This window comes from Paenibacillus sp. FSL P2-0173 (genome assembly GCF_038008045.1).
Lineage (GTDB): Bacteria > Bacillota > Bacilli > Paenibacillales > Paenibacillaceae > Paenibacillus > Paenibacillus polymyxa_B.
Genome location: NZ_JBBOYK010000001.1, coordinates 1,105,171 through 1,123,613, shown reverse-complemented (window position 1 = coordinate 1,123,613; position 18,443 = coordinate 1,105,171). Strand labels below are relative to the sequence as shown.

The following is an 18,443-nucleotide window of genomic DNA, read 5'->3' as shown; positions in this document are numbered from 1 at the left end:
AGACACTTTTAATAAGGTGTCTTTTTTTCGTTCGAAGGAGGTGATTGAACCCATGGCAAAGATAAAATCTACATTGGATATACAACTGGATCTAACAAGGCCGATTGAAGAATTGACTGAGGTCATTTCTGCTGTAATTGCTTCACAGCCACATAAACGTAAAGAAATACTTGAGGGATTGGATATAGCTGTAGGAAATGCATTAGCAGAGATACAGGCCCAAGAGGAAAAGGAACAGAAAACAGATGATGATAGCTCAGGAAAAGTTTCCTGAACGGAGAGACGGGGGAAGCAAGGTGGATAAGTGGGAGGTTTTTAAATTTAGCGCTGCTTTAGGAAGTAGCGCAGTGACGTATTTTTACGGTGGGTGGTCGGGAGTATTGGGGGTGTTGCTTGCACTGGTCATTATTGATTATGTGACCGGATTATTTGCGGCTGGCGCAGAAGGTAAGAAGGGAACCGGACCAGGTTTAAAAAGCAAGATTGGTCTCATCGGCATCGCTCGAAAAGTATTTATTTTTGCAATGGTAGCAGTATCCCATCTGATTGATGGAGTCTTAGGCGATTCGCACCTATTCCGGGATGCGGTCGCCTATTTTTATATGGCAAATGAGCTGCTTTCGATTCTTGAGAATGGAGGCAGGCTTGGAGCGCCAATTCCACCAGTGATCCGGCAAGCGGTTGAGGTTCTGAAAAGTAAAAGCGGAAGTCAGGAAGGGGATAGGGAAGATGCAAGCAAGGAAAAAAGGTAATGCCCAAGGGATCGACGTATCCCGTTATCAAGGAAAGATTGATTGGAAGGCAGTGAAGGAAGACGGTTTATCGTTTGCCTTCATCAAGGCCAGTCAAGGGAAGTCATACCGGGACAAGACATTCATAGGTAATGCGCAGGCTGCGCGAGCTGGAGGAGTCCTGGTTGGAGCTTACCACTATGTAGATGACTCTGCCATAACGCCAGAGGATGCCCGAAAGGAAGCTGCAAACTTTGTGAGCGCCATTAATTCAGCCGGAGGCATCGCGTCTTTCGATCTGCCACCAGTAATGGATTATGAGTCCAACAAGTCCGGCTTAAGCAAAGCGGCGCTTACAGCCGTAGCCAAGACATTTCTGGCGGAAGTTGAGCGGCTTACTGGAGTACGACCAATCGTGTACACATATCCTTCGTTCATCGGTAATTTCAGCGGCTTATCAGATTACCCATTGTGGATTGCCCGGTACAGCGCCGCACAGGTTCCGCCTGGCGCATCTGGTTGGTCACGCTGGGATTTCTGGCAGTATAGCGATGGCTCGGCTGGTGGCGCATTGCCGTCCGGCACACGTAAGGTGGCTGGCATAGCGGGTCCAGTCGATTTGAATGAATTTGACGGTACGGCAGATGAGCTTCGGACACGGTTTAGGAAGAAGACATCCGTACCCAAAGAAGAGCCTGCGACTGTTGCGGATGGATCATTCCAAATCAACGGAGAGAATGTGGGTAAAGCTCTGCTGTTTGATGGAAAGACTCACGTTCCGTTGCGCGTGCTGGCGAATGCTCTCGGTATCCCTTTACGCTGGGATAATGCCAAAAAGGTCGCATATCTGAACAATCGAAAATTGCAATCTGTGCAGCTTGTGGAGGGTGTCGCTTATGTACAACTTCGGCCAATCGCAGAATCTTATGGAGCTGAGGTTTCTTGGGACGCGAAAAATAAAATTGCTGGTCTGAAAACGAAAGGGGATAAGTAATCATGCAATCAATTATCGAAACTGTGCAACCTTACGTAAATACCATCGCCACAGCCGCTGCGGGTGTGCTTACAGCGTTTGTTTTAGGAGGTCTAAACAAACTCAAGACTAAGGTTAACGTGTGGCTAGAGGCGCGTACAACGGCAGCACAACGTGAGGTGATCCATAAAGTAGCAGGGGAGGCATTCGCACTTGCTCAAACAGCATTTAAAGAAGCTGGAGGAGAACGTAAGCTTCAGGAAGCTTTGCAGTATGCTTCACTTACTCTTTCCAGTCAAGGTATCGTAGTATCCCAAGTAGAGCTAAAATCCGCGATTGAGAAAGCATACCTGGAGTATAAGGCCAAAACAAAAGCGGTACTGGCTACTGAAGCACAGCCGAATGAAGAGGCGACACAAGCCGCAGCTAAGGAAGCTGTATCGGGTCTGGCTGCAAAGCTTAATGATTTCCTGGCACAGGCTACAGCAGAGGTAACGCCCGTTATTCAAGGTCAGGTTCACTTTGAAACTGAGCCTAATACAGCGCCAACAGAAGCTGCTGTTCAACAGACAGTAGCTGCGGAATAAAACAAAGGCCCCGTGCATTTACCGTCGGGGCCTTTGTTTTATTTTAGTAATAGATTTCCATCCAAATTGCTCCATCCATTCACTTTCCCGTCTTTAAAACTCACGCTTGAATTTCCGTAAAACCATCTTTCGAAAGGGCCTGCATAGTTTATCGTATCAGCAGTACCCATTACCTTCTCAACGCTGTCCATTGAATCCCCTTTACCAAAAGTTCCTCTGTCTCGATTTCTGACTTCTGCAAATTCACTTTCAGAGGGGCTTTGATTTACAGATATGCTTTGAGTTTTGATTTCATCTAGTTGTCCTTCTATAGCAGCCATTACATTCTGCGTGATTTCTTCTTTCTGTTTGTCAATTTCCATAGAAATTTCACCTTTATATTGTTCCATTTTTCCAAGTGCTGAATCAATATCAGGAGTGTTTTGCCAGCCGTTTTGAGTAAGAATCTTTGCTTCTCCAGTAAAACGATTAATCATTACAGGATATTTTTGATCCAATTTATCGTATTTGTACATAGTGGGGTAAATAAAAAGTCCAAATAATAAAATAGACGCTAATACGAGAGGATAGATAGAAACTATTCTCCAATTAATCCGGGTCTTTTTACGTTCATTTTTGATTTGATTTACAGGTTCCAAAGTAGTAATCCCCTTTACATTGGATATTCTAGTCGTAGTCTATCAGAACTAGGGATATATATCCATATAGAAAGTTCTTTAAACACCTGTAGCTACGAAATAAAAGGATAAAGTAAATACCTTGCTGGCTTTAGCCGGTAGGGTGCAATTTTGTATTCAGAGGATTGAGAGGAAGTAGCTAGAAATAATTAAGAGAATAATTAACGGAATAATTTACAATGATTTTGACAAAATCTTAAATTGATAATATAATAATAGAAAGAGGAGGGAAGCTATGGAGCCACTATTGAAGGATGACGCAATAAGAATGTTGCAGCCATATATTGATTTGATTAAAACTGCTGTTTCTAAAGGTGTACAGGATTATTACATAGGCGAGGAATATGCTCAGACAAGGCACAAGCACTCGCAAAGAACAGCAGCTTCAATTTGTCATGATAATATTAAAGATGAAATCAAGTTAAAGTTTGAAGGATTGCCTAAAGTAAGAACTGACGAGAGAAAAGGCTTATTCATGCTTTCAATTGAAGGACTTTTAACTCTACGGTTTAAAAAGTTTAACGACAAGCTTCTTTCTAATGGAATAACAACAATGCAAGCATTGGCCTATGATCTTCAAGATACTGTACAATTGGAACTGGAAGGATTACCTCCGTATGGATTGTTGCATGTTGGTTATACTTTGAATAACCTTCAATCAAATATTGATGGAATTTATATCACTTACAGATATGGAAAGATAAATATCTGGGAGTGGGATATCACTCATGAAGAGGTAACTCCTATTGCGGAGCCGGCCCTTTTCCCGCTACCTACACCTTCAGAAACTACAACAAGAAAAACAAGAGTTCGGGTTAAAGACAAATCTATTAGTGCTGGTGATAAAAATGCAATTAACAAATAGCGTGAATTATAATAGCCAATTAGTTGTGCTGGGGAGAGAATCACGATCTATCAGCCAAAGTGAATTGGCCAAAAAAATTGGCTTTACACAGGGGAAACTTTCGAAAATCGAAAATGGATTAATTTCAATAACTCAAGAAGAGTTAGATAAAATTTCAAAAGCTTTAAATTATCCGAATAATTTTTTTCAAAGAGAAGAGAAGATATACGGAATTGGTTTGAGTGAATTTTTCCATAGAAAAAAACAGGCGGTTCCCCAACGACAATTAAACACTGTTTATGCGCGGCTTGAATTAAGAAGAATGGAAATTCAAACCTTGCTGAGATCAGTTGATATAGACGAGCCTACGTTCTTTCATATGGACCCAGAAAAGTATGATGGTGATGTCGAAAAAATAGCACAAATAGTTCGTGCAACTTTTAGAATTCCTAATGGGCCAATACAAAATGTAATTGATGTTCTAGAAGATGCGGGTGCAATAGTTATTCCTTTCGACTTTGAAGATGCTAATATAGATGCTATTCATTTATGGAATCCTGGTGTACCTCCGCTCATTTTCACAAACTTTAATCGAACTATGGACCGAATCCGTTTTACATTATGTCATGAACTTGGACATATTATTATGCATCGAAAACCACCAAGTGAAGATGTGGATATTGAAGAACAAGCGGACCGTTTCTCTTCTGAATTTCTAATGCCTAAAAATGAGATTTCTCACTCTTTGGGTGGCATTACTCTTCCTAAACTTGCTGCTTTAAAGCCATATTGGAAAGTATCAATGAATGCTTTGCTAAAAAGGGCTGTGGACTTAAATAAAATTACTGAGAGACAGTCAAGATACTTGTGGACTCAAATGGGAAAATCGGGCTATCGGACGAGGGAACCTATTGAACTTGATCTTCCTTTTGAGAAGCCATCTATGTTAGAAGAGATCTTGCAAATCCATCAATCTGATCTCAGTTATTCATACAAGGATTTAAGTAACGTGACTTCTCTAACCGAGGCGGAGTTTCAAAATATATATTCTGTAGGAAAACCGAGGATAAGGCTTATAAAGTGATTTTTTGACATTTTATAGCTCAATGTAATAGAATTAAAGTGGATCGACCCAAAGCTCCGTTATGTTAAACTAAGGGAGCGTGTGCTAATTGACAAACAATAATGCAATCTATAAAGCGTATCTGGTTTTTATAATCTTCATGTTAATAATATTCATTTCACTGATCGGAACTTTAAACTACATGTCATACTTGCTAGCCAAGAATTGATAAAAATACGATTTGACTTAATATTTTAGGAATGCTTTGGTCGGTCCCTCCTAAATAGGGGCCCTACCAAAGCATTTTAATAAACAAATATAATAATGATTGTGATTTTCATTGTGTCAGAAACTTTATTTACCCATTCTTATGGGTAAATAAAGTTTCTTTTTTTTGTTTTCTCTATGTCTTAAGTAATAGTTCTTGTTGACTAATTCACTCAATGTTGTAATAATCTAAGAAGGTAATATAAGTAAAAGGTAGGGAGGCTTTAAAGTTGAGCCATTTATCTCAAGATGACTTATTATCTCAAATTAAAGAGATAAGGATTGAACTTGAAAAAAAAGAGTTCAATGTTGAAGGATTTCTTGTTGAATGTAGAGATATAGAGGAGGTGCTTATAGAAAATAGTTTGAGTACGTCAATTTTGCTAAGTAAGCAATATGAAATCGTGGATTTAAGAAGAAAAATCGTTAAACGTATTAATAAAGGGAAAAAGGTTTTTATTTATTCATGGATAGGATTGATATTTTTATACGGATTTATGATCACACTATTAAATTTACTCAATCATGATACACGTCTTCTAAATAATCTCCCGATCAAATTTATCTTGTTTATAACTGTCGGAGCAATTGGCGGAATGACGTATACTCTTATTTCGGAATTTAATAAAAATATTAATACTGCTTTCGATACTTCATACAGAAATCTCTTGGCGATAATGTTTCCAGTAATTTTTATATGTGTATTTAAGTATAATAATGATGGTTTAGAAGGAATTAATGGTTTGAATTTTTTATTTTTCGTATGTGGGTTTAGTACAGAGTTTTTATTATCATTCCTAAATAAATTAGTGATTGCAGCTAAGTCCATGTTTAATTTTAATGGTTCCAACGGCAATGGGTAAGGAATTTCGAAGATACTGCATAAAATTGATTTGAAATTGGAGAGTGTTATTACTTGCATAAAATATTACATACTGACACTGACTTTTTGATCGCTGCTTTGTCTGGTTCCCGCGTATATATCATTTCTCCAATAGATGAGAATATGGTGGAAATTATAGATTACGGAGGACCTGTCGAGAAGTATACACCGGAGTCAGTCAAGATCAACGGATCTTATTTTTTCCGTAAGCAGTTTGAATTTAGAGTAGATGTGAAAAAGGACTCCGCTGGTATGTAACCAGTATGGAGTCCTTTGTTGATTTATTATTTAGTTGAATACTCACTCACTTCAAACGTAAGGATTTTGTTGAAAATTACGTAGTCTTTGCGGTTGCTGAATGGACCTTTGTTGTTATTGTGCTTATCAATGGCAAAGAATGAAGGACCTCTTCCGGCATCTTTAGCGTCATACCAGGCGATGAAGGCACTCAATTCTTTTTTACTTAGATCGAATTCTTTATCAAATCCATTATCCATTGTTATAGTCAGAACAGCACGGTCTCCAGTAGGTTGCGATGATCCATCAGTATCCGATGATCCAGGCGTTGTAGATGGATCAGGCTTTGTTGATGGGTCAGGTGTTGTAGACGGATCGGGCTTTGTAGATGGATCAGGCGTTGTAGATGGATCAGGTGTTGTAGATGAACCTGAATCTTGATAAGGTAAAAATCCCTCAGGAATAGGATATTTAAAATTGCTTGCTCCAAAATTAGCTTCATAAGATATTTTCGAAGCAGTCCCGCTTGAAACTACAGGGAAAATCTGGGTCCCCTCTAGTTCAGATGGTTTAATGGAATTAGCTCCGAGGGAGACTCCATTCTTGTACCAAACAATTTTATCGTTATCTAAGTCCAATGCAATGCCGATAACGTTACCAACTCCAAAACCAGAACTATAACCTATCTTTACTTGTGATGTAATGTTATTGACAATTTCACCATTATCATAAATCGCTTGATACTGTCGATCTGATTCACCTGTTATTCCTATTAGTGAGGCAACATTGTTTACCTTTACTTCCCAATACCATTTCCCACTTGTTTTCCCTACTGTCGCTCTGTCGCTTTTTCTTGACCCATCAATAAAAGTTACTAAAGACCCATTTGTCCAAGTTACATTTGTAGTCTCTGCTTTTGTAACTGTAGGAAATAATGAGAACACGGAAACTCCAATAAATAATGCTAACAAGGTACTCCCAAACTTTTTGAACATTTTATTATTCATGACTTCCTCCTAAAATTATGTAATAACAAACTGAATTATAAAACTCAATTATAGGAATGTCTAAACATTAATGTCTATATATTCAAAAATAAGTTTAATAATGTATTTAAATTTTCAAAGAACACAAAGCTCAACCTATATGTATCTGGTAGCACCTTTATTTTATTATGTGACAACATATGCGATACTTCGACATGACTCTCCAATTAGTATAGAGGAGATTTAAACACTATGGAGGTGTCATATGATAAAAGGAATCGCAAAAGGATTAATCGTATTTTTACTAGCTGCTATTTTTTCCATTCAAGGCGTCTATGCTGAACCGGCAGTAATTAGTCAACAAGCAACAGGGTATACGTTGGATTTCCCAAGCTCACGCTACCCAGAAACTGGAGCACACATCAAGGATGCAATAGCAGCCGGACATTCTGCTGTATGTACTATTGACCGGGATGGGGCTGAGGAAAATCGAAAGGAATCCTTAAAGGGAGTTCCAACTAAAAAAGGATATGACCGCGATGAATGGCCGATGGCTATGTGCGCAGAAGGTGGCGCAGGTGCTGATATCAGATACATAAGTCCTAGTGATAACCGGGGAGCAGGATCATGGGTAAGTCATCAGCTAGATAATTATGCTGATGGAACAAAGGTAAGATTTATAGTGAAATAAGGATGAGAGACTCTAATAGTTAGCAGCCAATAGAGTCTTTTTTATACCTAATAAAAAATAAATATGCAAAACAATGACTTTATCTCTTGGTACGAAAGCAAACAGGCTGGTTCTGGATCTGCATCCTATGCAATCAACAAGCACGATAACAACAAAGGACCATTTAGCAGCCGTAAGGACTACATGCTGTATGATCGTATCCTAACGTTTGAGGTAAGTGAATACTCTAAATAAAGCAATCCCCGCCGGCCAATTAATCGTTAAATAGTGAAAAGCCCAGCTAATCCATTAAGGTTAGCTGGGCTTTTGCTAGACAATAAGTATGGCAACATTGCTCCGTAATAAATACCCGCTAAGCTAACGAGATAGATAAATTTTTTGGGTTGTGAAATTGTTTCCAATTTCGATCATCTCTGAATTGAACTACTTTTGACATTAAATTTTTTATCTTATCTTCGTAGGGTGACATAGCTCTTTCTCCGCTCTCTGTTTTATTTTGCTGAACTCTATTGACATCAACCGTAATAATCACAAATAATTAATTTAGATTTACTAACATTGTAATATAAATAGATACAGAAATGAGTAGATGTCTTTGAAATACGGAATAATGAATCTGCCTCTATACGTAAATGGTAGCAGCACAAACCAAAATTGTATTCATGATCTCTGTCAAAGTGAACAAGATATATTAGATAAAGGCTTTGTCACTTATATCTACTATAATCTAAAGAAAAAAACAGTATACATAGGCGAAACAAAGCATTTTTGGGTACGTCACGACCAGCACATTCATGAAAGTCATTTCAATGATGGCGAATTTACCAATTGCTTAATTGTTTACAATGCAAGCTTCTTTACCGAGTCCCATATCAAAGATTTGGAGTTCATGATAATTAACCATATGCTTGCGGAAACAGACGAAACAAAGTTCAAGATATATAACCGAAATAATGGACAACCTCAACCGCAATACAACGAGCATCACAAAGTGGAGCAAGAAGTATTTGTGAAGCTGTGGGGAAACGAATTATATAATCAAGGATTAGTACATACAAACGATCTAGAAAGAATTAGGCAGAAGATTATTTTCAAATACTCCCCTTTCACTCAACTGAGCAAACAACAATCTGATATTGAGGAAAGAGTAATTCAAGATCCTCGTAATAAGTATCTAATTGAGGGTGGAGCTGGAACTGGAAAAACAGTTCTCATGATGTCGCTTATGTATAGGTTGATCAACAAAAATCCAGATATGAAGATAGGTTTGATCACTACAAGCAACCTACTCGACAAGTTTAATCGAATTTTAAAGCAACTGAATTTGAAAAATAAACTTACCTTTGTTCGAGCTGGCAAGGCTATTGAGGAAGCACGCAAGAGTAATAGTCACTACGATATCATCTTAGTTGACGAAGCACATCGTTTGCAAAGATACTACCCCAAAGGACACCCAGAATCTAAAAAACATTTCGACAAGAGTCAGCCTGAGATTAACGAAATCCACATGCTTCAAGAAATCACAGATGGACTCGTTTTCTTCTATGACCAGTTCCAGAGTATACGTCCACAAGATGTTCTTAGGGCTAACTTCATCAAGCTCACCCAAGGATATGTAAAAGAATCTCTAAGTCAACAATATCGAATCAAGGGTGACGCTTCCTTTAGTGGCAACGATTTTCTCAATGGCATCCTGTATGCTTTAGACATTGTAGATGAAATTGAATTTAATCCTAATGTCTTCGCATATCGCAACAAGGACTCTTATTTTGGAATCGTTGATTCCATTCAAGACCTATTTAAATACATTGGAGAAATTGAACTCCGTCATGCCAATACTACAAATCGTGTTATTGCTGGTTATACTAGAGAGTGGATTTCAAACCCAAAATCATCGCAAAATAAAGGAATAGACAAGTTTAATCTGCCTTATGATTGGGTTGAGAATGAAAGCAAGTGGCGATGGAATAGCCAGTATGAAAAATGGGTTGAGATTGAAAGTAGTAAGAATGAAATAGGCTCTATCCATGCCATTCAAGGCGCGGATATTGACCATGTCGGAATTATTATCGGCAAAGATATCGCTGTTGGTGAAAACGGGAAACTTAGAGCTATAAAAGGGAACTATAAAGATACTGGTGGTACTCCACTACTGAACGAATACAATGAACAAGAACTTACTAGTTTCATACTGAATATATATTACGTGCTCCTCACTAGAGGAATTAGTGGATGTAGGGTTTACTTTGAAGACTCTAAAGTAAGAGAATATTTTGAAGAGAAATTATCGTCTAAAGTCATTTAATTGTTGATATACAGCCGACCTTTAAGGTCGGCTGTTTGGACTACATCTGTAGTTGGGTTTAGCAATGGTGTGTAATCCTGATGCATGGAGGGTTCTTGATACGGACTACCATACCGACGGATATGTGAATGGCTGGAATTTAAAAGCGGAGTAAAGGGGGCGAAGATGATGAAAAAGAAAACATTAATTAGTATCCTTGCAGTTCCATTAGTAGTGGTAGCTGCTTCAGGTTTTTTCTATCTAAACACAGATAGAGTTGTCAGTGCACAGAGTGAAACGATCGCAGCTGCTGACAAAGCTACCAATAGTCAGGTGGAGTATATCAAAATATCTGTTTCTTCAAGCACTTATTCCGATAGTTCTTATCAAATAAGAATTCGTGATCGGAAAAACCTAAGTGAAGTTACTGAAGATTACGTGGGAGGAGTCCTACAAAATAAAATTATAGTTTCTGAAGAGGGAAGACGAATCACTTCTATAGGGAGGGATCATGTAACGGGAAAACTTGTAGGGAACACCTGGATATTGCCCGTTAACCTGGCTAATGAAAATAAGAAAATTTTAAATATTTCTCTAATGGAAGAACAGAAAAAAGAAATGAAAGAGCAAAATTGGGTGAAATCTTTACGACCACAATCTAATGATGCATCACTTCAAGAGGTTGTAGCAGAAACCAGTCTTAAAAAAGAGGTTGTAACCATTGATGCTAAAGGGCTCCCGGTAAAGAGAGAGGTCTTTGTGAAAGATAAAGAGGGGAATTGGACAGAAGACTCCGTTAGGGTCGAGGAATATAAATATTTAGACTCCATGCCAATGAATTTGCAAAGAATGAATGATGAAGTGGAGATCAAAGAAATTACTGCTCCGATTAAAGAAGATAAATTATTAAAAGGGTAATCCGAACAGTATAAGAACAAAAAGTGAACAACAATAGTAAGAGGAAAAAGTAGTACATCAAAAAGCTCTGCTAACCTTAATTGGTCGGCAGAGCTTTTATCGTTTCTAACAGGTCTGTGTTAGCTAGCATATATTTCGTTTTAGCTTCTTCATATAATTTGCCGAGGTTACGAAACTCTATTGTCGCCCTTTACCATGTTGAAAATATGTTTACTATTTAATATTTTTCGTATATATTAATATTTGGAAATTATTTTTTTCACAAATATTTCCTATAAAACTAGATTGAATTAACAGAGGAGATTATTTCAATGAGCATTTCATTAAGAATAGAACGCAAATCCGGTGGTGAACCAATCGAGTTTGTAAAAGGTGAAATCATTGGCTTTACTTATAAGAATAATAGTTCCATAAACCTTTCAGCTAAGTCTCCAAACTTGAATCATTCACTACATATTCGAAGCAAAATTCCGCTTCATTCGCTTCCTTCAGTTGTAGACAATGCGGATAATTCCAACATGCTGTATACATGGGCAAACACAGAATATAAACCTGATACTGAGGATTACTATCGCAAATGTAATATCCAAATCGTTAGAAATGAAAACACAATTCGAGATATTACGTTTACACACGCTTACGTAGATGAGTATCAAGAACAGATTGATACCAGCAAAGAGATCCTTGAGTTTGAACTTGTTTTAAAACAAAAAGAAGATCAATTGGGAAAAATTCAATACAGTCCTCAGTTAGAACCTATGGAAACAAGAGAAAAGGATCAGTCTGATGTCTCGCAAAAAGTACTGGAAGGCGCATATAGTAAGAATATGTTAGTGTATGCAGGAAATAATACTTTTCCGTTTGAAAATCCGATGGTAGAACTAGAAAAGACTTGGGTGCGAGGCGTAGAGAAGGTAAAGAATTCAACAGATACTGTAATACATTATCCTGATCGTAAAGCATTTGCATTAGTAGCTGTTCCTATAGCTCGAAAGAAGTACGGGGACATCACAGCCAATTTACTTCAACATTCACTTGACTACAAACCAGGAAATTTACACTTTAACGAGTGGTCATATGAGGCGCAGCAAGTTAAAAAATCTAAAGAGCACATCGCAATAGTTAATGATGAAGTCAAAAAAGCTAATGCTAAAAAAGTTAAAAGTTTTTCTTATAATGGATCTGAGCAATTAGAAAGTGATAGAGATTTATATAATGCTTTTCACAAAATGAAGTACAAAATAGATGGAACATATGTAAACGGGCAATGGAAAATTACTACAACGTATTCTGATGTCTATAATTTTGAGTATAATTTTAAACAAATGTTTACTGGGAACAACAAACTTGGTTGGGCTGCAGCAAACCTAACAAATTTAATGGAATCATGGGGAACACTAAATGAGTATACGTCTTATGTAACAGTAACTGATACAAGAAAAGCTTGGAAGTGAGGTGTGAATTGCGGATGAAGCGTAGATATATCTTTATTTTGATCTTGCTCTCTCTACTAGTTATAACTACTACTATAATTTTTTTAGTGAATTTGGGGGATAATACGAAGTATAAATACCCATCAGGCAAAGATACCGTAGAATATTTTGGTGACGGGACTTTTCAAATTTTAAGAGGGGGGCCGGAAGACCCTTTAATACTTTATAATCATCTTGCTGATCCACTGGAAAAAGCTGTTGATAATATTGTGTCATATAAGATAAAAAAAAATATCGTATATGTGGTTGGGGAAAATGGCTTCATTAAATTGGATTCAAGTACCAACACATACGTGAAAAAGAAACGGATTTCCGATTTTACTCCCAATGATAGAGAGATATTTAATAAATTAATGGAAAAATAAAAGCAAGTTTTCGGACCAATCTAGATTTTTTTTGTGGTATAATCTGGATTGTGCGACAAAACGGCTATAAAGGACGGTCGGCTAGTCTCCTGTAAAGGAGGTGATGCCTGTGGAGGTTAAGGATGCTCTGACATTAATGATGATGTTCGGCACGCTATTAGTAGCGTTGATCGGATTAATTGTTACGATTGTTATTGCGTTGAACCAAAACAATAAGAAATAGACCGCCCTCTGCTAAAGGTTAACGGTCTATTTCTGGATCAAACCTCAATTGCCGACCGCTTTTATAGCGGTAAGTCGTGCAGGGGACGGTGGCTGCCGTTCCCTTTTTCTATTCTTATGTTATCATATTCATTTTATTCAGGCAATGGAATTGCCTTTGTTGACTGTATTCAAAATGTCATCTTAAAGATACCAAGCCTCGGAGTATTCCGCGGTTTATTTTTTTGTCTTGCTGCCAATAATAATTTCTTGTAAGGAACATATGTTCGGGGTATAATTTCTACATAACACATCAGGAGGCTACACTACATGTCTAAAAAATTAGAAGGTAACGGGTTGTGGGAAAACAGCCGGATTATCATACCAGAACACAAGGAAGCATACTTAAAACTCATGAAAGATCGTCAGCGGAGAGGCAAGCCGGAACTTGACGATCAGGAAGTCCGGTTGATCGAGCAAGCGCTTATAAAGTCCTACAACACACGTCAACCTGTAACACTGGTGGTTTTTAGTCCGTTCGATGACGAAGAACTCAAAGGTGTAATCACGTCTATAAATACTGCCCGCAGGGAAGTGAAACTGTTTCGTGGCGAAGATGATTATAGTTGGATCAAGTTGGAGGATATCATTTCAGCAAGTATCTAGCAGATAAATCTAGAGAATAGCAAAATATTCGTGCGATTTTTGTAATAAAAGTATATATATTGGAAAAATTTCATGGTATATTTATCCTAGAACTAAATACCTAGGAGGATAACATGAGAAGTAATGGAAAGGGAAAGATCATAGGAATTATCTTTGCAGTGATTATAGCTGTGGCGATTATTAAGTATTTAGGATTGCTTATTATCGCAGGAGGGCTTGGTTACTGGGGATATAAAAAATATCAGAATGCTAAGAGAGCAAATCAAAAAAGTAAATTAGCCATAGTTTTATTTTCACTTGCCGGAATTTTCTTTCTAGCGTTCATCGGCAATCTGTCTAATGTTAAGCAGCAGGATTTAGCGAATAAAGCACCAGCTGCCCCAGCTAAAATAGAACAAACTTCTGTGGTACCTACTACAGCAAAACCCGAGCAAACTTCAAATGTTGTTTCTACCTCAGCATCTAACGAAGAGACAGCTCCTGAACAACCAAAGCGTATTCCAATAACCTTAATAGCTGGAACAGATGGAGATACATTTAAAGCATCAGTTCAAGGGAAAGAGGAAAAGATTCGACTACTCCTAGTGGATACACCTGAAAGTGTAAAACAGGGTACACCGGTTCAACCGTTTGCAAAAGAAGCTTCTGCTTTTACTCTAAAGCAATTAAAGCAAGGTAACCTTTCCCTAGAGCTTGATGTTTCAGAACGAGATAAGTATGGTCGTCTACTTGGATATGTATGGGTTGGAGATAAGATGTTGAATGAAATGTTAATCGAGAAAGGGTATGCTCGGGTGGCCTACATAAACCCTCCAAATGTTAAATACGTCGATCAATTCAAGGAGATCCAAACCATTGCTCAAAAGAGTGGAACAGGAATCTGGAGTATTGAAAACTATGCGCAAGAAGATGGATTCAATCAGAAGGCAGCTCAAAAGGTAACGGCCAAGGCTGAATCACCAAAAAGTGACTCTAGCGAGAAAGAGTCTAAGCCTAAAGTTGCTACTCCTAAAAAAGAAGTAGTTCAATCTTATTCTGAATCAAGAGAGTCATCAAGTAATGTATACTATAAAAACTGCTCTGCGGTTCGCGCTGCTGGTGCCGATCCTATTTATAAAGGTGAACCAGGTTACAGTAGAAAGTTGGATCGTGATGGTGATGGAGTAGCATGTGAAAGATAACTTTTATGAACTGGAGAGAGTAATTTGGAATTACTGAAAATATCTGCCCCTTTTTTAGGCGCGTATAAGATCATAACGTTTATTGTTTTGTCTATGCACGTAATAGCTTTTTTTAGATCCTCCCCTCTTGAAAAACAATTTGAAACTAATATTTTCAAAACAATAAGAGTAATATTTAAGGAGATCGGGTTATATGCCTTGATCATATCCTTTGTAGTAGTAAGTTTCGGTGGAATTAGAGAATATTCATTTTGGTTTCTATATTTTATATTTCTTCTTACTACTATTATGATTTTAACACAACTAGAATTTCCCACTTCAAAAGTTCAACTAACAATAAATAAATATTTCATTAAAATATTCAAAGTTTCAAAATTCACTGCAAGAGTATCAGATAAAATAAAATATTATAAGATATTTATATCATCCCTACATTTCGTATTAATTTTTTTGTTTTTAACATTTTCTATAAAGACTATGGCCTTTAAAGTAAGTGATACTTTTCATCTTAATTCAATAAATTTACTTGATTTTTCTCTAAAAATCTATAAGAGTAGCCCTCCATTTTTTTATGCATTTATAGTGATGGGAACAATAATGTATCTAACAGTACGACTTTACTTACAACCAGCCTTCAAAATGCTTGGGAAATTTTACGCACAAAATCATAAAATAAATGTGAAGTTATCTGGAGAAGTTTTTAGCAATATTAGCATAAAAAATACGACTTCGAAAAATACTATTCATTTTATGATAGAAGATGAAGAAAAAAATGAAATTCGAGAATATTTAGTGGATAAAAGCAAAATCGAATTCATTGAAATTATAAGTGAAAAAAAACAGAAAAGAACAAAGAAAAAATAATTTTACTTCAACTTTAGCCAGATACGTTATGTCTGGCTTTTTATAATTATTTGGGTATAGTAGGATATTGCAATTCTTCTTTGGCAAAAAATGCTAAAGAAGGAGATTATAATATAAGGATGAATACTTCCATTTAAATTGTAATTGGATTGCCTCTAACAAGTATTTTAGTAGAGTGACCACACAGGCAAAAGAGCAGTGAGGGGATTACCCTCCTGCTCTTTTTATTGGGGACAAATTGGGGACAGACTGTAGTATTTTGTGTAGAATACAGTCCAAATGAGAACATATACGAACACACAAAAGCCTTGAGGCTGCTGGATTTTGGAACTGTATGCCAGTACAGTATATTGAAAACTCATGTCTTAAAATCCTGCGGTAGGTGACTACCGTACCGGTTCGATCCCGGTCCTCGGCATTTTTGATTTATAACGGACACATCAAAGTTAAATGAACGAAAATAACGCGAGGTTCTGTGTACCTGCGGAATACTCCGTAACAGGTACACAGAACCAACAAAAACGTCTCACCGTTAACATACGGAGAGGCGTTTTTTGTTTTGGAAAAATTAAGCGATCTTGTAACAGAGAGTTGGAGCCTTTCTATTGCATCAATTGTTATAATCATAGGACAACGAAATTAGGCCTTTATAATTAAATAGTAAGTATTTCTAAAAAATGAAGTGGCCCAAAACCTTAAATCAGAATGTTGTTGTTTTTAATTAACTATTGGGAAGGTGGTTCGGTGAAGCTGATATGAATCTGACTTTTCATATGGAACAGTTAAGAGTCTGTTTTATGAATTTCATCAATTATGTATATTTTGTAATGGATGAGAAAACAAGAGACATAGCTATTGTTGACCCATCATGGGATTTATTGAAAGTAGAGTTCTATCTTCAACAATTGAATGGCGATCTCAAAGCGATACTATTAACTCACTCACATTGGGATCATATTAATTTGGTAAATCCACTCCTGGAAAAATATAACCCGCAGGTATTCATGTCAACAAACGAAATCGATTTTTATCATTTTAGATGTAGAAATTTACATTCAATTAAAGACAAGGATTCAATCCAGGTCGGTGAAACAGAAATCAAAAGTCTTTTGACTCCCGGACATACCGCGGGAAGTGTATGCTATCTTTTATCAGATCGCTTATTTACTGGGGATACAATATTCATTGAAGGTTGTGGCTTTTGTGACCCAAATGGAGGAAATCCAATAGAATTATATAATAGTGTTCAAAAAATAAAGCGAGAAATTGATGACTCTATTCAAATTTATCCTGCTCATTCATTTGGTAAAGCGCCTGGTTTTACACTCAATCACCTCATGGATGAAAATATTTATTTTCAATTTACGAGTAAGGAATCTTTTATTAAATTTAGAATGCGTTCGAACCAAAAGGGCCTGTTCGATTTCAAATGAGTCTGTATTGTGGCCCAGTTCTAATGGTGAGAGAAAATCTTAAATATAAAAAATAATACATAACGATCTATCATTTGTCTGTGCCCCAGATGCTCAAGTTAACTAGAGTAAAACACTCGGATCAGTTCTTTTATAAGCCGCCAGAAACGTTGAAGCTGTATTCGAAAGATAATAATGACTTCAAATTAAGTATTTTCAGAAAGGTTTGCGAATCCAATCTGAACTTGGCCGTTTCCAATCAACTGTGAATTGACAGGGTTTGAGTAGAGGATTATAATGGAAAAACATTATTCCAATTATATGATTATATGAAAAATAAAGGAACTTTTCTGTGGTTAATCGCTGGCGGGTCACGTTAACCATCAAAGAGGGATATATCGTGAGAGATTGTAGCTTATCAAGTAGGATAAGTGAAAGGGCGAAGCTATGTATATGGGTAGTAGACATTATAGGAGATGATTTGGCAGTACGTTTTTATAGGAGATGAGTTAAGTGAGCTGGTACGTGTTTTTTGTGCGAACGGGTAGGGAAGAACAGGTCAAGCAGCTTATTAATGAGTGGTTGGATTCTGAAGTCTACAAACCCTTTATACCACTCCAAGAGAGACTCTTTAAAGTAGCAGGAATAGTAAAGAAAGAATGGGCTCCTTTGTTCCCAAGCTATGTATTTATTGAGTCGAATTTACCTGACTTGCAGTTCGTAACCAGTACAAATTCAATGATTTGCACTTCTAGTGATATCATTCGTTTATTGAGATACTCGAAGTTTGAAGCTTCAATGAGAGATTCGGAGAAACAAATGTTAGAAAGTCTATGCAATGATAGCTATTGTATAGAATCATCAACTGGAATTATTGAAGGAGACAATATATGTATCCTAGATGGCCCACTTAAAGGAAGGGGGAGTATAGTTAAGAAAATAGATAGACATAAACGACAAGCGGTCATTCAGTTAGAATTTATGGGTGATATCAGGTTAGTGAGAGTAGCTTTGGAAATTATAAGTAAGGTTTAAAGTGGAGAACTCGTGACGAGTTCATACTCCATGAGGAAGCTTTCAGAACCCTTAAGGGATTTGAAGGCCTTTTTTGATTTGGACT

21 protein-coding genes and 1 pseudogene are annotated in these 18,443 nt (G+C 37.1%); 20 read left to right on the top strand and 2 right to left on the bottom strand.

The genetic code is table 11. The features are described from left to right. Positions 1 to 52: 52 nt before the first annotated feature. Genes MKX30_RS04765 through MKX30_RS04750 form a run of 4 tightly spaced genes read left to right on the top strand, consistent with a single transcriptional unit; the run spans position 53 to position 2,291 of the window. On the top strand, positions 53 to 274 hold the full coding sequence (locus MKX30_RS04765) for a hypothetical protein (protein WP_076158322.1): 222 nt from the start codon (positions 53 to 55) through the stop codon (positions 272 to 274). Next, the gene (locus tag MKX30_RS04760; protein ID WP_071558623.1) at positions 249 to 752 is read left to right on the top strand and encodes a phage holin family protein; all 504 of its coding nucleotides are present in this window, start codon (positions 249 to 251) and stop codon (positions 750 to 752) included. Before MKX30_RS04765 ends, MKX30_RS04760 begins: the two co-directional genes overlap by 26 nt. Further along, entirely contained in the window at positions 730 to 1,725 is a 996-nt protein-coding gene (locus MKX30_RS04755; RefSeq protein ID WP_341062511.1) for a GH25 family lysozyme, read from the top strand. Before MKX30_RS04760 ends, MKX30_RS04755 begins: the two co-directional genes overlap by 23 nt. Positions 1,726 to 1,727: 2 nt before the next feature. After that, on the top strand, positions 1,728 to 2,291 hold the full coding sequence (locus tag MKX30_RS04750) for a phage holin, LLH family (protein ID WP_341062510.1): 564 nt from the start codon (positions 1,728 to 1,730) through the stop codon (positions 2,289 to 2,291). Between the two features lie 38 nt (positions 2,292 to 2,329). Here MKX30_RS04750 and MKX30_RS04745 read toward each other — a convergent pair whose 3' ends face one another. Beyond that, positions 2,330 to 2,929 carry a hypothetical protein gene (locus tag MKX30_RS04745; RefSeq protein ID WP_341062509.1) on the bottom strand — a complete coding sequence of 200 codons (600 nt, stop codon included), beginning with the start codon at positions 2,927 to 2,929 and terminating at the stop codon, positions 2,330 to 2,332. Between the two features lie 274 nt (positions 2,930 to 3,203). Here MKX30_RS04745 and MKX30_RS04740 point away from each other — a divergent pair, with 274 nt between their 5' ends. The 4 genes from MKX30_RS04740 (at position 3,204) to MKX30_RS04725 (ending at position 6,283) form a co-directional block, all read left to right on the top strand. Next, positions 3,204 to 3,833, top strand: coding sequence for a hypothetical protein (locus tag MKX30_RS04740; protein WP_341062508.1), 630 nt, complete (start codon positions 3,204 to 3,206; stop codon positions 3,831 to 3,833). Continuing rightward, on the top strand, positions 3,817 to 4,896 hold the full coding sequence (locus tag MKX30_RS04735; protein WP_310165938.1) for an XRE family transcriptional regulator: 1,080 nt from the start codon (positions 3,817 to 3,819) through the stop codon (positions 4,894 to 4,896). Before MKX30_RS04740 ends, MKX30_RS04735 begins: the two co-directional genes overlap by 17 nt. Before the next feature lie 476 nt (positions 4,897 to 5,372). Continuing rightward, positions 5,373 to 6,005 (top strand): hypothetical protein, encoded by a 633-nt coding sequence (locus MKX30_RS04730; RefSeq protein WP_341062506.1) that lies wholly within the window; start codon positions 5,373 to 5,375, stop codon positions 6,003 to 6,005. A 53-nt stretch (positions 6,006 to 6,058) separates the two neighbouring features. Beyond that, entirely contained in the window at positions 6,059 to 6,283 is a 225-nt protein-coding gene (locus MKX30_RS04725) for a hypothetical protein (protein ID WP_341062505.1), read from the top strand. Between the two features lie 26 nt (positions 6,284 to 6,309). On the opposite strand, the gene MKX30_RS04720 is transcribed toward MKX30_RS04725, so the two are convergent. Beyond that, a complete protein-coding gene (locus tag MKX30_RS04720) occupies positions 6,310 to 7,269 on the bottom strand; it encodes an SPRY domain-containing protein (protein ID WP_341062504.1) in 960 nt (319 codons plus the stop codon). Between the two features lie 244 nt (positions 7,270 to 7,513). On the opposite strand from MKX30_RS04720, the gene MKX30_RS04715 reads away from it, so the two are divergent. The 12 genes and pseudogenes from MKX30_RS04715 (at position 7,514) to loaP (ending at position 18,358) form a co-directional block, all read left to right on the top strand. Beyond that, positions 7,514 to 7,939, top strand: a complete 426-nt coding sequence (locus MKX30_RS04715) for a NucA/NucB deoxyribonuclease domain-containing protein (RefSeq protein ID WP_341062502.1) — start codon at positions 7,514 to 7,516, stop codon at positions 7,937 to 7,939. A gap of 72 nt (positions 7,940 to 8,011) precedes the next feature. Beyond that, a pseudogene (locus MKX30_RS04710) lies at positions 8,012 to 8,173 on the top strand (fibronectin type III domain-containing protein); the annotation flags it as partial. Between the two features lie 361 nt (positions 8,174 to 8,534). After that, positions 8,535 to 10,244 carry a DNA/RNA helicase domain-containing protein gene (locus MKX30_RS04705; protein ID WP_340958641.1) on the top strand — a complete coding sequence of 570 codons (1,710 nt, stop codon included), beginning with the start codon at positions 8,535 to 8,537 and terminating at the stop codon, positions 10,242 to 10,244. Positions 10,245 to 10,409: 165 nt separating this feature from the next. Further along, positions 10,410 to 11,141, top strand: a complete 732-nt coding sequence (locus tag MKX30_RS04700) for a hypothetical protein (RefSeq protein ID WP_341062500.1) — start codon at positions 10,410 to 10,412, stop codon at positions 11,139 to 11,141. 311 nt (positions 11,142 to 11,452) lie between these two features. Continuing rightward, on the top strand, positions 11,453 to 12,595 hold the full coding sequence (locus MKX30_RS04695) for a hypothetical protein (protein WP_076264629.1): 1,143 nt from the start codon (positions 11,453 to 11,455) through the stop codon (positions 12,593 to 12,595). Positions 12,596 to 12,609: 14 nt separating this feature from the next. Next, positions 12,610 to 12,999, top strand: coding sequence for a hypothetical protein (locus MKX30_RS04690; protein ID WP_179085442.1), 390 nt, complete (start codon positions 12,610 to 12,612; stop codon positions 12,997 to 12,999). Positions 13,000 to 13,108: 109 nt separating this feature from the next. After that, entirely contained in the window at positions 13,109 to 13,222 is a 114-nt protein-coding gene (locus MKX30_RS04685; protein ID WP_222847808.1) for a putative holin-like toxin, read from the top strand. Positions 13,223 to 13,530: 308 nt separating this feature from the next. Continuing rightward, positions 13,531 to 13,866: a YolD-like family protein gene (locus MKX30_RS04680; protein ID WP_341062497.1), complete on the top strand. Its 336-nt coding sequence runs from the start codon at positions 13,531 to 13,533 to the stop codon at positions 13,864 to 13,866. A 113-nt stretch (positions 13,867 to 13,979) separates the two neighbouring features. Next, positions 13,980 to 15,047 carry a thermonuclease family protein gene (locus MKX30_RS04675; protein WP_341062496.1) on the top strand — a complete coding sequence of 356 codons (1,068 nt, stop codon included), beginning with the start codon at positions 13,980 to 13,982 and terminating at the stop codon, positions 15,045 to 15,047. Positions 15,048 to 15,071: 24 nt separating this feature from the next. After that, positions 15,072 to 15,911 carry a hypothetical protein gene (locus MKX30_RS04670; RefSeq protein ID WP_341062495.1) on the top strand — a complete coding sequence of 280 codons (840 nt, stop codon included), beginning with the start codon at positions 15,072 to 15,074 and terminating at the stop codon, positions 15,909 to 15,911. A gap of 755 nt (positions 15,912 to 16,666) precedes the next feature. Further along, positions 16,667 to 17,344 (top strand): MBL fold metallo-hydrolase, encoded by a 678-nt coding sequence (locus tag MKX30_RS04665; protein WP_341062493.1) that lies wholly within the window; start codon positions 16,667 to 16,669, stop codon positions 17,342 to 17,344. Between the two features lie 492 nt (positions 17,345 to 17,836). Next, positions 17,837 to 18,358, top strand: a complete 522-nt coding sequence (gene loaP, locus MKX30_RS04660) for an antiterminator LoaP (RefSeq protein WP_023989394.1) — start codon at positions 17,837 to 17,839, stop codon at positions 18,356 to 18,358. Positions 18,359 to 18,443 lie beyond the last annotated feature (85 nt).